The sequence below is a fragment of the Anaerobacterium chartisolvens genome (genome assembly GCF_003337415.1).
Classification (GTDB): domain Bacteria; phylum Bacillota; class Clostridia; order Acetivibrionales; family DSM-27016; genus Anaerobacterium; species Anaerobacterium chartisolvens.
The window spans coordinates 299,485-312,377 of the sequence record NZ_QPJT01000001.1 but is presented as its reverse complement, the minus strand read 5'-3'; the positions used below and the strand labels follow the sequence as shown (position 1 = coordinate 312,377).

The 12,893-nt window shown below is 38.9% G+C and carries 19 protein-coding genes; 15 read left to right on the top strand and 4 right to left on the bottom strand.

What is annotated here, in order from left to right; genetic code table 11:
- The first annotated feature begins 58 nt into the window (after window positions 1-58).
- From DFR58_RS01495 to DFR58_RS01465, 7 genes are all read left to right on the top strand, one after another.
- Window positions 59-1,009, top strand: coding sequence for a hypothetical protein (locus DFR58_RS01495; RefSeq protein ID WP_114296030.1), 951 nt, complete (start codon window positions 59-61; stop codon window positions 1,007-1,009).
- A 451-nt stretch (window positions 1,010-1,460) separates the two neighbouring features.
- Window positions 1,461-1,715 (top strand): type II toxin-antitoxin system prevent-host-death family antitoxin, encoded by a 255-nt coding sequence (locus tag DFR58_RS01490; protein ID WP_114296029.1) that lies wholly within the window; start codon window positions 1,461-1,463, stop codon window positions 1,713-1,715.
- Window positions 1,708-2,046: a type II toxin-antitoxin system RelE/ParE family toxin gene (locus DFR58_RS01485; protein ID WP_114296028.1), complete on the top strand. Its 339-nt coding sequence runs from the start codon at window positions 1,708-1,710 to the stop codon at window positions 2,044-2,046. The genes DFR58_RS01490 and DFR58_RS01485 overlap by 8 nt, the downstream gene beginning before the upstream one ends.
- 376 nt (window positions 2,047-2,422) lie before the next feature.
- Window positions 2,423-3,010: a GNAT family N-acetyltransferase gene (locus DFR58_RS01480; RefSeq protein WP_114296027.1), complete on the top strand. Its 588-nt coding sequence runs from the start codon at window positions 2,423-2,425 to the stop codon at window positions 3,008-3,010.
- Between the two features lie 88 nt (window positions 3,011-3,098).
- On the top strand, window positions 3,099-3,686 hold the full coding sequence (locus DFR58_RS01475; protein ID WP_114296026.1) for a TetR/AcrR family transcriptional regulator: 588 nt from the start codon (window positions 3,099-3,101) through the stop codon (window positions 3,684-3,686).
- A gap of 16 nt (window positions 3,687-3,702) precedes the next feature.
- Complete coding sequence (locus DFR58_RS01470) at window positions 3,703-3,951, top strand: zinc ribbon domain-containing protein (RefSeq protein ID WP_114296025.1); 249 nt, start codon at window positions 3,703-3,705, stop codon at window positions 3,949-3,951.
- Window positions 3,941-4,417, top strand: a complete 477-nt coding sequence (locus DFR58_RS01465; protein ID WP_242987350.1) for a (deoxy)nucleoside triphosphate pyrophosphohydrolase — start codon at window positions 3,941-3,943, stop codon at window positions 4,415-4,417. Before DFR58_RS01470 ends, DFR58_RS01465 begins: the two co-directional genes overlap by 11 nt.
- 17 nt (window positions 4,418-4,434) lie before the next feature.
- On the opposite strand, the gene rsgA is transcribed toward DFR58_RS01465, so the two are convergent.
- Together rsgA and DFR58_RS01455 are read right to left on the bottom strand one after the other, a co-directional pair.
- A complete protein-coding gene (gene rsgA, locus DFR58_RS01460; RefSeq protein ID WP_114296062.1) occupies window positions 4,435-5,523 on the bottom strand; it encodes a ribosome small subunit-dependent GTPase A in 1,089 nt (362 codons plus the stop codon).
- Window positions 5,524-5,693: 170 nt separating this feature from the next.
- On the bottom strand, window positions 5,694-5,966 hold the full coding sequence (locus DFR58_RS01455) for a CD3324 family protein (RefSeq protein WP_114296024.1): 273 nt from the start codon (window positions 5,964-5,966) through the stop codon (window positions 5,694-5,696).
- Between the two features lie 313 nt (window positions 5,967-6,279).
- Between DFR58_RS01455 and DFR58_RS01450 the strand changes: the two genes are divergently transcribed.
- The gene (locus DFR58_RS01450) at window positions 6,280-6,981 is read left to right on the top strand and encodes a flavodoxin family protein (RefSeq protein ID WP_114296023.1); all 702 of its coding nucleotides are present in this window, start codon (window positions 6,280-6,282) and stop codon (window positions 6,979-6,981) included.
- Window positions 6,982-7,081: 100 nt separating this feature from the next.
- On the opposite strand, the gene DFR58_RS21720 is transcribed toward DFR58_RS01450, so the two are convergent.
- The gene (locus tag DFR58_RS21720) at window positions 7,082-7,252 is read right to left on the bottom strand and encodes a hypothetical protein (RefSeq protein ID WP_207659090.1); all 171 of its coding nucleotides are present in this window, start codon (window positions 7,250-7,252) and stop codon (window positions 7,082-7,084) included.
- A gap of 231 nt (window positions 7,253-7,483) precedes the next feature.
- Between DFR58_RS21720 and DFR58_RS01440 the strand changes: the two genes are divergently transcribed.
- The 5 genes from DFR58_RS01440 to DFR58_RS01420 all read left to right on the top strand — a co-directional run bounded on the left by DFR58_RS01440 (window position 7,484) and on the right by DFR58_RS01420 (window position 9,850).
- Complete coding sequence (locus DFR58_RS01440) at window positions 7,484-7,843, top strand: helix-turn-helix domain-containing protein (RefSeq protein WP_114296021.1); 360 nt, start codon at window positions 7,484-7,486, stop codon at window positions 7,841-7,843.
- Between the two features lie 185 nt (window positions 7,844-8,028).
- Complete coding sequence (locus tag DFR58_RS01435) at window positions 8,029-8,517, top strand: prolyl-tRNA synthetase associated domain-containing protein (protein WP_114296020.1); 489 nt, start codon at window positions 8,029-8,031, stop codon at window positions 8,515-8,517.
- Window positions 8,518-8,614: 97 nt separating this feature from the next.
- Window positions 8,615-9,124 (top strand): DNA-deoxyinosine glycosylase, encoded by a 510-nt coding sequence (locus tag DFR58_RS01430; RefSeq protein ID WP_114296019.1) that lies wholly within the window; start codon window positions 8,615-8,617, stop codon window positions 9,122-9,124.
- 123 nt (window positions 9,125-9,247) lie between these two features.
- Window positions 9,248-9,496, top strand: coding sequence for a hypothetical protein (locus tag DFR58_RS01425; RefSeq protein WP_147273131.1), 249 nt, complete (start codon window positions 9,248-9,250; stop codon window positions 9,494-9,496).
- Window positions 9,497-9,655: 159 nt separating this feature from the next.
- A complete protein-coding gene (locus DFR58_RS01420; protein ID WP_114296017.1) occupies window positions 9,656-9,850 on the top strand; it encodes a DUF1858 domain-containing protein in 195 nt (64 codons plus the stop codon).
- Between the two features lie 95 nt (window positions 9,851-9,945).
- On the opposite strand, the gene DFR58_RS01415 is transcribed toward DFR58_RS01420, so the two are convergent.
- Window positions 9,946-10,911, bottom strand: a complete 966-nt coding sequence (locus DFR58_RS01415) for a helix-turn-helix transcriptional regulator (RefSeq protein WP_114296016.1) — start codon at window positions 10,909-10,911, stop codon at window positions 9,946-9,948.
- 424 nt (window positions 10,912-11,335) lie between these two features.
- On the opposite strand from DFR58_RS01415, the gene modA reads away from it, so the two are divergent.
- Both modA and modB read left to right on the top strand, forming a co-directional pair.
- Entirely contained in the window at window positions 11,336-12,178 is an 843-nt protein-coding gene (modA, locus tag DFR58_RS01410; protein ID WP_114296015.1) for a molybdate ABC transporter substrate-binding protein, read from the top strand.
- Between the two features lie 15 nt (window positions 12,179-12,193).
- Window positions 12,194-12,883 (top strand): molybdate ABC transporter permease subunit, encoded by a 690-nt coding sequence (gene modB, locus DFR58_RS01405; protein WP_114296014.1) that lies wholly within the window; start codon window positions 12,194-12,196, stop codon window positions 12,881-12,883.
- The last annotated feature ends 10 nt before the right edge of the window (window positions 12,884-12,893 follow it).

Below are 12,893 nucleotides of genomic sequence, written 5' to 3'. Positions count from 1 at the left end.
TTTACAATACGGGAAGTGAAGACTTAATTATAATAGTAAACTGGAGGAGGGTTGATAAATGAAGATATTAAGTTCTGAATCATATCAGCATATAAGAACATGGATGTATAGAAACGCCAGACCCCTTGAGTTAGCATTATGGCAGTATAGCTTTGAAAATGGAAGTAAAGACAACGTAATTTCAATACTCACTTTTTATCAAAATGAAGATGGTGGCTTTGGGCATTCGCTTGAAGCAGATAATTGGAATCCTGATTCAACGCCATATACTACGTTATATGCTATTAACATTTTAAGACTCATAGGTTTTAATGAATTAAGCCACCCAATTTATCAAGGCATTCTGAGATTTTTAGAAAGCGGTGTACATTTAGCTGAATATGGTTGGCTTTTCAGCATACCGTCAAATAATGAATATCCGCATGCTCCATGGTGGACATATAATATTGAAGCAAACAAAACGGAAAGTATCGGGATAACCGCAGAATTAGCAGCTTTTATTTTGAAAAACTGTGACCATAACTCTGAATTATATAATAAAGCCTTATCAATTGCTAAGTACATATGTGAAAAACTGAAAATTCAAAGCAATTTTGGAGATCTGGGAATAAACGGTTATTGCGTTCTTTTGGATGTCATAAAAACCGAAGAATACAAAGCTGAAATTGATTATGATTATTTACATGCCACAGTAAAAGATTTAGTGTATAAGTCCATAGAACGCGATGTATCTAGGTGGGCTGTTTATGGTGTTCGTCCGTCAAATTATATAACAGCTCCTGAAAGCATGTTTTATAAAGAAAATGAAGATATAGTAGAAACTGAGCTGGATTATCTTATTGATACAATACCTGAGAATAATGTTTGGGGTATAACATGGACATGGTTTGATAACACTCCCCAATATGCAAAGGAATTTACGATAAGTGAAAACTGGTGGAAAGCATATAAAGCTATTGAAAAAGGTTCGTTTCTGAGAAATTTTGGACGTATTGCATGTCCTGCGTAGCAGTAAGTTGCTAGTATAATTTGAAAGAATTATTGGCATCTTTTATTACCTAACTTCTCAATGAAAGCCGCTTAAATAGCGGCTTTTGTCATGGTGTGCCCAGAATGGGCACAATTTTAAGGGTGAAAGTCCCAAACATGCCCTAGTAGTGGGAAATGTATAGCTTAAAGGTTTAATAAAAATATAGCCAGATACTGGGTATATCCTTAAGAAGGGCCACCTGATTGAAAAGTAAAGAAAGCATAATAGGGATAATCCCGGGCGTTTACAGTACCATTTCATAGCAATACCGGGATACATTTCTTGAAATGATTTTCCTGCCGAAATATTAATTCTGCAATGGCTTTTTTTATTTATATGGCAAAACAGTAAATTTAAAAATTTAACTATGCTGTTGTATTTTACGAATAATTTAGGTATAATAATAACAGCAAGAAAGGAGATGTTGTTGATGCCGAATATTAAACCTGTATCAGATTTACGAAACTATAATGAGGTTTTGCGTGATATTGCTATTGGTGAGCCTGTTTTTTTAACCAAGAACGGTCGCGGGCGTTATGCGCTTGTGGACATTGCTGATTATGAAAAGATGCAAGCTACCATAAAATTAATGAATGATATTGCAAAAGGTGAAAAATCAGGAAAAGAAAAAGGATGGTTGTCGCTGGATGAGGTCGAGGTCTCACTGGAGATAAGCAATGACTAAATTGTATCTATCGCCTGAAGCAAAGAACGATTTGCATGAGATTAAAACTTATATAACCGAAGAGCTTTTAAATGAAACAGCTGCGCTGAATGTTGTTACAAATATTACAGCAAGTATTCGAAAGTTATCCGATTTTCCCGGAATGGGAGCATCATTATCTTCAATTGTGGATATTGAAACTCAATACCGGTTTTTGGTATGTGGACATTACACGGCATTTTATCACATTGAAGGAAATTCGGTGTATGTTGACCGTGTACTGTACGGAAGACGTGACTTTATGAAAGTGCTGTTTGGCGAATCGGCCGGAGATAGGCAAGGAAGTTCATAATAGTGCAAAATTTTAGACATAGATTTGGATTCATAATTGTAAAAGCAGGATAAACATATAATAGTACATCATAATGCATTAAATGGAAGCGGCATCTTTTTTTGCCTAACTTCTCAAATAAATTATTAGTAAAGGGACTTGAACCCTCGTGGTTTGACTTCTTTTGTTTTTGCCATTTTCAAATGAAGGAATTCTTGCAAAAATCTATTGACAAATTAGTAATGTTATGAAAAAATATCTATCAAGTTGAGTATGCATAAGAGCAATACTGCTTGAGCTGCATAGGGGCTATAGAGCCTTACACGTGGATATAAACCCGCGGAGTCACAGAAAATGTGATTCTACGGGTTTTTATTATTTTCAAGGAGGTTTTGTTATGGATTCAGTTAGGCTTAAATATTTAGATAATCCAAAATTGGAAACAGAAAGATTAATATTAAGAAAACTTGAGATTACAGATACAAACGATGTTTTTGATTATGCGAAACATCCGGAAGTAGCGAAGTATGTGACTTGGGAAGCACATAAGTCCGTTGAAGATGCCAAGGGCTTTATTAATTGGACTCTTGGACGTTATAAAAATGATGAAGCCGGGGAATGGGGAATTATGCTTAAAGACAATAGCAAAATAATCGGTGCTATGGGTTTTGTTCAGCTTGACCTGCAAAATTCTTGCGGTTTAATTGGATATGTTCTGTCAAAGGAATATTGGGGTAAAGGTATTATGACTGAAGCAGTTACACGTCTAATATCTTTTGGATTTAAAGATATGGGGTTAAACAGGATAGAAGCTGTTCATGCAGTTGAAAACGAAGCCTCAGGTAAGGTTATGCAAAAATCTGGAATGAAGTTTGAAGGTGTTTTGCGTCAAAGGATGTTTGCAAAGGGAAAGTTCTGGGATGTTAAACAATATTCTATTATAAAAGAGGATTGGCTTGCAAAGAAAGTGGATTTAAAGTTATAAATGTATTTTATTATTGATAAGTTCTATTGACACAAAGCTATATATATAATATAATGAGTACATACTCAGTGAGTTAGGAGTCAATGCAATGATAAAGTCACAAAGACAGCAACAGAAGGAGAATACAAAACAGCTTATTGTTGATGTGGCACTAAACCAATTTGCCAAGGATGGATTAACGGTTGCGCGTACTTCGGATATAGCAAGTTCTGCGGGGGTATCCCACGGCACTGTATTTGCACATTTTCCTACACGCGAAATTCTCTTGAATGTAGTAATTGAAGAGTTTGGTATGCGGATTACCAATCGGCTTCATGAGCTTGTAAGTGAGAATTGCGGGATCAAGGAAGTGCTTGAGGCCCATGTAAAAGGAATAAGTGAGTATGAGGGGTTTTATACCCGATTGATTTCAGAAGGCAGGCTGCTGAATGAAAGCTCACGGAATTCATTGATTATGATACAGTCTGCTATTTCATTTCATATCAGTGAGATTGCTGAGCGGGAGATAAAAGCAGGCAAAATACGTTCAATGCCTGTTGCTCTTCTTTTCAATACATGGATAGGTCTGGTAAATCATTATTTAATCAACAGTGATTTATTTGCACCCCAAGGTTCGGTTATGAAAAAACTAGGCAAACAATTAGTTGAACACTATATAAAACTAATTTCAAAATAGAAAGGGGTTAAGAAATATGAAGACATGTGTTGCATGTGGAATGCCAATGAAAACAAAAGAAGATTTTGCTATGGGAGATGAGAGTAAGGATTATTGCAAATACTGCACAAGGCCTGACGGCACAATGCAGTCCTATGATGAAAAGCTGAACGGGATGACAGGGTTTATAATTAAAACACAAGGGTTGGATAAAGAGGCCGCACGGAAAGCCGCCATAGGAATGATGGCAAAGCTGCCGGCATGGAAGGATAAAAATGATGGCTGAAAAACCATATAATGAAAAACTAAATGACAGCAAAAATATGCCTGAAGCTGTTGAAATAACTGACTCTAAAGCAGCTTTTATGAAGGAAGTCACGGCTGCAATAATCCGTGATGGAGACAAAATTCTTATATGCCAGCGTGCTGCAGATGACGAATGCGCCATGCTGTGGGAGTTCCCCGGCGGCAAGAGAGAAAATGGTGAGACTCTGGAAGAGTGTATAATAAGGGAGATTCGTGAGGAACTTGAACTTGACATTAGGGTGCTGGGGATTTTCACTAAGAGTATTTACCATTTTAATAACAATGAAATTTACTTTACCTTATATAATGCAGAGATTATTGGTGGAGAATTGCAACGAAACGTGCATAATGCTGTAGAATGGGTAACAGTAGAAGAAATAGGAGAGTACGACTTTATGCCGGCTGATATAGGATTTGTTGAAAAGATATTGAAGGAAAGAAATTAGAGCAGGCCGGATCCGGCTCAAGGCCTCCCCCTTTCTCTTTTTTCTTTTACATGTCGCATGGTTCTCTTCATTTCCTGCTTGCTTCCGAACATTCTGTTGATTTTTTCCTGCTCTAACTGGCGGGAGCTTAAGCCTTCATATGCTATTTCCCTTTGAAGCTTCAAATAGTTCCCGAAGCGGTTTTCAGAAAGCTGCCCTGCTTCAATAGCTTTCCTGATAGCACAGCCCGGCTCTGTCAAATGAGTACAATCTTTATATTTGCATTTTAAAGACAGCTCCTCAATATCCTCAAATGCCTTTTGGAGATTACCTGCACAAAGCTGCAGCTCCCTCATACCCGGCGTATCGATCACTATGCCCCCGCACGGCAAAAGAACAAGCTGGCGGTGTGTTGTAGTGTGCCTGCCTTTATCGTCATTCTTGCGGATTTCCTTTGCAGCAAGAAAATCTTTGTCCATTAACCGGTTAATAAGAGTGGATTTTCCCACTCCCGAAGAACCTATAAAGGCAATTGTTTTACCCTCGGTAATATAGGCCCGGGTGCTTTCAATACCTGTTGCTTCTATGCCGGAGCATACAATTACATCTGTTCCGACACTTACTGCTGCAATTTCAACAAGCTTTTGCTGTAAATTATCACATAAATCCGATTTTGTCAGAACAATAACAGGTAACGCCATGCTGTCCCATGCAATAGACAAATACCTCTCGAGCCGCCGCAAATTAAAATCCGCATTTAATGACATGCAGATAAATACTATATCAATATTTGCAGCTACAATCTGAAGGGCATTAGATGTACCTGCTGATTTCCTTGTAAAAACACTTTTTCGTTTGAGTATATGGCTTATAACAGCGTTTCCGGCATTCCCCTCCATTCTGTCTATCATTACCCAATCGCCCACAGCCGGGAAATCCACAGCACCGCCTGCGGAATAAAGCAGCTTGCCGGAAACGCTCGCATGAAGCTCTCCCTGCTCACAAATTACTTTATACAATTCACTTCGCTGTTCGGAAACCCTTGAAAGATACAGTCCTTTGTACAGGGCAGCCTCCTGCTCAAACTGTTCACTTAGCCCATAGTTTTTCAAATTTACATAATTCATTTTATCCTCCCTTGAAGCAGCTTTAAAAAATCCCATATTGCCGCTTATCCTTTAAGCATGGCGGAAAGGCTGTATATTATTAATTATAGCAGATATTTTCAGTGAGAAATTCTACACCATGCTTCAGAAATGAAAAAGCACCGTGAAGAAACCTCACAGTGCTCAAATTATTAGTCTGACTTAGCAGAAGCAACAATTTTATAAATAGTTTTGACGGATAAATAATATTTCTCAGACAGATCCTTTGCCGACATTCCTGCCTGATGCTTCTCCAATATTTCAAAGTTTCTGGCGGAAAAATACTCTTTACTCTTTTTAAGCTCCCCCCACGATTTTTTATTGCACTCCTTACGCGGGATATACAGATATTCTCCGTCAATGTATTTCTGTACTGCATCCAATAAGTTCTCAGGCAATATATCAATGGCACTCTTATAGCCCATTATGCTCCCTCCTATGATAAATTCAGGATTGAGCAAAGACTATTTCATTTTATTTTTCTTTAATGCAATAGCCTTTGCTATGCATAAAGAACCGACTTCATTATACGCATAAATAATACCCCTTTTCTATTAAGCTATTTATATTATATTTCTGTTTGCAGAAGGTGTCAATCAGGCTTTTTATAAGCCCCGGAGGGACTGCCATTATTGCCCGATCTAATCTGCTTTTGTTATAATGAGATACGGAAGGACATAACTTTTAATATGCTTGAGATGGAACCGCCAACACCACTGTTTTAAGAAGGAGAGTATAATGGAAGTTACAATCATTCATGGCCAGGGGCATAAAGGCAGCACTTATCATGCCTCTGCAATAATAAAAGAAAGAATTTGCGGAAGTGATACTGTTATCCACGAATATTTTATGCCAAAAGACACCCCAGCATTTTGTACAGGATGCAGCCAATGTATTCTAAAAGGAGAGGGAAAATGCGCACAGCACGATAAGGTAAGTCGAATTGAGGAATCAATTCTCCGCTCGCAGGTGCTTATTATTGATTCTCCCACATATTGTTTTGAGATGACGGGACAGCTTAAAACGCTGTTTGACCACTTTGCCTATATGTGGATGATTCATCGACCGAGAAAAGAGATGTTTACAAAAATAGGTATTGTAGTTTCCACATCTGCCGGTGCAGGGCATAAGAGTGTTACAAAATCCATTGCAAGGCAGTTGAGCTGGTGGGGCGTTCCAAAGATCCACCGTGTACATTTTAGCTGTAATGCATCTGTCTGGGAGAATGTGCCGGAGAAAATCAGGGAAAAAATAATAAAGAGAGCGGAGGTGGTTTCGCAAAAGGTGAAGGGGCAGCTCGGCAAGGTTAAGACCGGTATTAAGACCCGTTTATTATTCGGAATCATGCGAAGGGTACAAAAGTCAAATAACTGGAATGTGGCTGATAAAGGCCATTGGCAGCAAAACGGCTGGCTCGGAAAGGCAAGACCATGGAGATGAATTTATGGAAAACGAGGTGTAAGCAAAGCAAAAAGTTTCGGGATTAATCCCGAAACTTTTTGCTTTATGGCTGTGTAATTTAAAAAGTATTTGTCAGCAGCTATTTTATATTATATTTTTGTTTGAATAATTCCTCCTGACGATGCTTGCGCCTTTGCCTGTACTTTGCATACTTCGTCAGAATAAATCCTGTTGCAATAATGCATATTATAATCAGAAGTGCGATTGTGGCCTGTTCCGGATCATCGTGAAGCCATTGATAAAAATCCATTCCTAACATAATTCAGTCCTTTCAAATTCATATTATCCCAAGATAATGTAAAAATGGAAATTATGAAGTTTAGAAATAATAAAATTAATTACTTCTTTAAATATTATAATATTAGAAATAATAAAATATCAATAAAAATAATATAATTATTATGGAATACGTATGAATATGTTTTAGATAATCTAAAATTTACTAAAATTATAATTGAGTCTTTAGAGGAGTGTGGTTTTTTTGAAGTTACCGGAAATGATGGCTGAATTACGAAAAGACAGAGGGCTCTTGCAAAAGGATATCGCACGGCTTTTAGGGGTATCTATAGGCACGGTTTCTAATTATGAAACGGGAGTTCATAATCCTGAAATTGAGAGCCTTATTAAGCTTGCCGATTATTTCGATGTTTCAGTAGACTATATGTTGGGAAGAGTGAAATTCAGATCCAGATTAGATGTTTTGAATAGCCCTATAATTCTTAATAATAAAGAGATTACAGCCGGAGAGCTTCTCAATGACATTCTCACTCTTAGTAATGACGGAAAAAAGGCATTGATTGATTATCTGGAACTTTTAATTATGAGAGAACAAAGATGCTAAAATTTTTTATTACCTATAAAAGATCGGTTTCTAATTCGATTTTCATCGGATAATAAATTCTATTATGATACAATATTAATTATTTAAGGCTTTTTATATGCATTTACAGGAGGAGTTTAATGGATGCAGAAAGGAAGAACAGCCTTAATTAATTAAACTTTGGCTGGAAAAAGAGGAGCGGGAGTATGCCGGATAAGTTAATTTTAAAAGTGCTGGAGGATCTGAAAATAGAGTATGAAAGAGTGGAGCACCCTCCGGTTTTCACGGTATCTGAGGCAAAGGCATTCGGAAGCTTTGAGGCGGATGGGTGTAAAAATCTGTTTTTATATGATAAAAAGGCTGATAAGCATTATCTGGTTGTTATGCTGGAGGATAAGAAGGCTCACTCAAATACTATCCGCAAGCAGGTCAAGGCCAGAAGCCTGGTTTTTGGAAGTGAGGAGGAGCTTAAGAGTCTTTTGGGAGTAACTCCGGGGTCGGTAAGCCCTTTAGGGATAGTGAATGATAGAGACAGAGTGGTAACTGTTTTGATTGATGAAGATTTGCCCTGCTGCAGCAAGGTATGCTTTCATCCCAATATTAATACCTCAACGCTGATTATGAAATACAGTGATTTTGAAAGGTTTATACAATGGTGCGGAAATGAGTACAGGTTTATTTGCGTAACAAATTAAGCATACTATATAAGGACGCGATAAAGATTTTACAAACATAGAGGATATAATTGCTTGCAGGAATTTTATTATGCTTTTATTTTAAAGAGGTACGGTTATGGGAAAGAACAGTCCCGGCACGGTTAATCATAACCTCCCGCCAATATACGGAGAAGGCTCAAAAATATTGATTCTCGGCACTATGCCTTCAGTAAAATCCCGAGAGGCTAATTTTTATTATATGAACCCTCACAACCTTTTCTGGCGGGTACTGTCTGAGATTTTGGAGGAAGCTTTTCCTCGGACGGTGGAGGAAAAGACGGATATGCTTATGCGAAGGGGGATTGCAGTATGGGATGTGTTAAAAAGCTGTGAAATTGAAGGGTCTTTGGACAGCACAATAAAAAATCCTGTACCGAATGATTTTTCCCCTATATTTCATACTGCCCAAATAAAGGCGGTATTTACGGCGGGCAATAAGGCGACAAGCCTGTATAAAAGATACTGTAGGACTGCTGTGGGGATGGAAAGCATTTACCTGCCTTCTACAAGCCCCGCCAACAGGAAGCATTATTCATATGAGAGGATATACGAGGGCTGGAAGACAATATTGCGGTATTTAAAATGAGAATTAAGCGGCAGACGATTGTTGAAAATACTGTATATAATCTTTACATTTACTAATATATGGAATATAATTATATGTGGCGGAAGTTGGGTATTTCAGATTTTAAATGAGGAGTTTTTTTATATGGCAAATCAAATCAAATTAAGGGCGTTGACGATTATTTTATATTTAGTGCCTATATTATTTGTTACTATTCTCGCAAAAGGATTAAATTATTTTTTACTGAGCGCAGGGTTTATGACGGTATTACTTGGTTTAAGCATGAGACTTATACCAAGCTATATAGGCTATAGGAAGGATACAGATAAGTTTCACTCTCCCATTTTTATTATGATGTCTGGAATTTCACTGGTATTGGTTGCTGTAATGTAAAAGTTAAATTCAGGATTCAGAAAGCTTTTTGTTTCAGAGATATATTTTTAGGGTAATATTATACTTTGAAGTTCGTACTTGATTATTAGTATATAAATGGATATCATAATAGGATAAGTACAAACAAAATATCAATATGCAAAAGGGAAGGTGAAGATCGTGATAACAAAGGATATGTCAATTACAGATATTGTGGAGAAATATCCCCAAACCGTTGAGATTTTAATGAATTACGGTATGCACTGCTTTGGGTGCATGGCGGCGAGGTTTGAGAACATTGAACAGGGCGCCATGGCTCACGGTATCAATGTGGATGATCTCATGAAGGATTTAAATAAGAGCTTGGAGTCATAACAGCTTTTAACAACTGGAATGAAATAACGCTCTGTGAAAAAATGCCCTGGCCTTAAGGTGTTAAATCCTTTTGGCAGGGCACTTTTTTTAAAGGGCTATGTCTCAGCTACAATATTTCCTGTTTCAGAGAGATCATAGCCTCCTATTCCTGAAAGCTCCATTTTAAATTCATGTGAACGAAGAATTTCTATAATAGCTTCAAAAGGTGGCTTGTCCATATCCTCCTTTTTTATAACCAGCTCATAACGCTCCTTTTGCAGAGGAATAAAATCTATACCCTGTACCTGCAAACCCGCTTTTTCATTTCCCATAGCGATATCGGCACCTCCGCGGGCAACTGAGCTTGCAACCGCAAGATGAGACAGACATTCTCTTGAATATCCCTTTATGCTTTTTCCCGGTATGCCCAGCAAACGCAAATGCTCATCCAGCAAAATTCTGGTTCCGCTCCCCCTTTCCCTGTTTATAAGGGTGATGCCGGGTCTTTTAAGATCCTCCCAGCCGCTGATTCCCTTAGGATTTCCCTTTGCCACATAAAAGCCCTGCATACGGCTGGTCAAATGTATTATTGTACACGGGGTACCGGGAAGCATCCTTCTTACATAGGGTATGTTATACCCGCCGGTATCTCCGTCCCATATATGCGCCGTAGCAACCTGCACATCTCCGCGGTAAAGGGCATAAAGCCCGTTATAGCTGCCTACATAGGAACGCAGAGCTCTTACGCCTCCGGGGTGCTGCTCAAGGTAGCGGGAGAGAATGTCTAAAAGCACGTCCTGGCCGCAAATTACAAAGCCCCTTTCCATAGGGAATTCTTCATAGTACAGTGGATTGGTTCTGGAAGCAGAAGCGGCAGGCACTTCCTGAGGTGCTTTGTTTTGGGGCTTTTTTGTCTTAGTCTGATTTTTATACTCCTCAACATCGCTTAAATCTACTCTTACCTTTTTCCCAACTCTGTAGCCGTTTAGCTCCCCACGTTTAATAAGCTCATAAACGGTGTTTTTAGCGATTTTTAATATATCGGCAACTTCCTGCGGGGTGAGTGAAGTGTTTTCTTCCATAAGCATATCCCCTTTCAGTGGAAGCAATAAGCTTCTTCTATTTAATATATCAAATATATACTGCTATATGCAAGATAAAAAATAGCACCATTCATTATTGTGCTTGAAAATAGATGGCCAAAGACATGAAATGACAAAAACAAAGATAAAACAAACAAAAATGCAGGAAGAAATATTATTTACTTCAAAAGGCTTGATTTTTTATATATTTACCAGTATACTTATAAAGTAACAACACACAACAAAACGATATGAATTCTACTAAAACAAAACGCCACGTTCGGTTTTGCCCTGCCAGGTGTGCAGGCAGAACCTATGCGTTACCGAATATGCTCTGTGCACATATTCTTTCAGGTGGTTTTGTTTATTTTATTTTCAGCAAAAATAAAATAACGGCAGCATAAAAATTAGGAGGAGTTTTTGTATGAGAAATTTAAGAAAAATTATTTTAATTACAATAGTTTGTGCGGCACTTTTAGTATCCTTTGAATGTACTAAGCCGGGTAGCTCGTCTCAGCTGGCAGGAGGTGCCGCCTCATCAGGAGTCAAAACTGCCGCGGCAGTTCAAGATCAGGTACAGCAGGTTTCAATCACAATATCGGCGGCGGCAAGCTTAAAGGATGCTATGGAGAAAATAAAGCAGCTTTATTCCCAAGAAAAGTCAAATGTTGAAATAACCTATAACTTTGGGCCAGCCGGCTCACTCCAGCAGCAGATAGAGCAGGGTGCCCCCGTGGATGTGTTTATGTCCGCCGCTGTAAAGCAGATGAATGCTTTGAAGGAAAAGGAGCTTATGATTGATGAAACCATAAAGGATTTGCTGCGGAACAAGGTGGTGCTTGTTGAGGAAAAGGGTGCCGGCTTAGTTAAGGACTTTAATGGGATTGCAAACGACAAGGTTAAGAAAATAGCGTTGGGAGAGCCTAAGAGCGTGCCTGTAGGGCAGTACGCTGAAGAAATTATCAGCTTTCTTGAGATTAAGGATAAGGTAGAGCCTAAGTCGGTATACGCAAAGGACGTAAAGGAAGTGCTTACATGGGTTGAAACGGGAAATGCCGATGTGGGCGTTGTATATGAAACGGACGCTAAGGTGTCTGAAAAGGTAAGCATTGCTGCCTATGCGCCTGAAAATTCTCACAGGCCTGTAGTGTATCCGGTGGGTGTGGTTAAAGCCACAAAGAATGCCGATGCCGCTAAGGAATTTCTTGAGTTTCTCTCGGGAGATAAAGCAAAGGCAGTGTTTGAGAAGTTTGGATTTACTGCTTAAGGAGGAATAGCCTTGATGGACATGTCCCCTCTGTGGATTTCGTTAAAAACTGCTTTTTCAGCTACATTTATAACATTTTTTGTCGGGATTGCCGCTGCCCGTTGGATGTCGGCATATAGAGGAAAGCTTAAGGGTTTTATTGATGCCTTGTTTAATCTTCCTCTGGTTTTGCCCCCTACAGTGGTTGGATTTTTTCTGCTGCTGATTTTCGGGAGATATGGCCCTATAGGCAAGCTGCTCTTTGAGCTGGGAACTACAATTATATTTACCTGGCCCGCAACGGTTATAGCTGCAACGGTGGTTGCCTTTCCCCTCATGTATAAGACCTCGCGGGGTGCATTTGAGCAAATTGATTATAACGTGGTGAATGCTGCAAGGACGCTCGGAGTATCGGAATGGAAAATTTTTTGGAAGATTATCCTTCCTCTGGCCTGGCCGGGCATTGCGGCGGCTACAGTGCTGAGCTTTGCCCGCTCGTTGGGTGAGTTTGGGGCCACGCTTATGATCGCGGGAAATATTCCGGGAAGGACGCAGACAATTCCCGTTGCAATCTTCTTTGCGGCAGAGGGCGGAGATATGGATAAAGCCCTTATATGGGTAATACTCATAGCAGTAATATCTTTGGCTGTTATTCTTTTGATGAATTATTGGACGGAATATCAAAGACGGTTTTTATCCTCTATGAGCAGTGCGGAGGGAAATTAAAACGTAAGGC

What these genes read in the sequence shown, in the direction of transcription:
- DFR58_RS01495 (WP_114296030.1), top strand. Translation starts at nt 59, where the DNA reads ATGAAGATATTAAGTTCTGAATCATATCAGCATATAAGAACATGGATG.
- DFR58_RS01490 (WP_114296029.1), top strand. Translation starts at nt 1,461, where the DNA reads ATGCCGAATATTAAACCTGTATCAGATTTACGAAACTATAATGAGGTT.
- DFR58_RS01485 (WP_114296028.1), top strand. Translation starts at nt 1,708, where the DNA reads ATGACTAAATTGTATCTATCGCCTGAAGCAAAGAACGATTTGCATGAG.
- DFR58_RS01480 (WP_114296027.1), top strand. Translation starts at nt 2,423, where the DNA reads ATGGATTCAGTTAGGCTTAAATATTTAGATAATCCAAAATTGGAAACA.
- DFR58_RS01475 (WP_114296026.1), top strand. Translation starts at nt 3,099, where the DNA reads ATGATAAAGTCACAAAGACAGCAACAGAAGGAGAATACAAAACAGCTT.
- DFR58_RS01470 (WP_114296025.1), top strand. Translation starts at nt 3,703, where the DNA reads ATGAAGACATGTGTTGCATGTGGAATGCCAATGAAAACAAAAGAAGAT.
- DFR58_RS01465 (WP_242987350.1), top strand. Translation starts at nt 3,941, where the DNA reads ATGATGGCTGAAAAACCATATAATGAAAAACTAAATGACAGCAAAAAT.
- rsgA (WP_114296062.1), bottom strand. Translation starts at nt 5,523, where the DNA reads ATGAATTATGTAAATTTGAAAAACTATGGGCTAAGTGAACAGTTTGAG.
- DFR58_RS01455 (WP_114296024.1), bottom strand. Translation starts at nt 5,966, where the DNA reads ATGGGCTATAAGAGTGCCATTGATATATTGCCTGAGAACTTATTGGAT.
- DFR58_RS01450 (WP_114296023.1), top strand. Translation starts at nt 6,280, where the DNA reads ATGGAAGTTACAATCATTCATGGCCAGGGGCATAAAGGCAGCACTTAT.
- DFR58_RS21720 (WP_207659090.1), bottom strand. Translation starts at nt 7,252, where the DNA reads ATGGATTTTTATCAATGGCTTCACGATGATCCGGAACAGGCCACAATC.
- DFR58_RS01435 (WP_114296020.1), top strand. Translation starts at nt 8,029, where the DNA reads ATGCCGGATAAGTTAATTTTAAAAGTGCTGGAGGATCTGAAAATAGAG.
- DFR58_RS01430 (WP_114296019.1), top strand. Translation starts at nt 8,615, where the DNA reads ATGGGAAAGAACAGTCCCGGCACGGTTAATCATAACCTCCCGCCAATA.
- DFR58_RS01425 (WP_147273131.1), top strand. Translation starts at nt 9,248, where the DNA reads ATGGCAAATCAAATCAAATTAAGGGCGTTGACGATTATTTTATATTTA.
- DFR58_RS01415 (WP_114296016.1), bottom strand. Translation starts at nt 10,911, where the DNA reads ATGGAAGAAAACACTTCACTCACCCCGCAGGAAGTTGCCGATATATTA.
- modA (WP_114296015.1), top strand. Translation starts at nt 11,336, where the DNA reads ATGAGAAATTTAAGAAAAATTATTTTAATTACAATAGTTTGTGCGGCA.
- modB (WP_114296014.1), top strand. Translation starts at nt 12,194, where the DNA reads ATGGACATGTCCCCTCTGTGGATTTCGTTAAAAACTGCTTTTTCAGCT.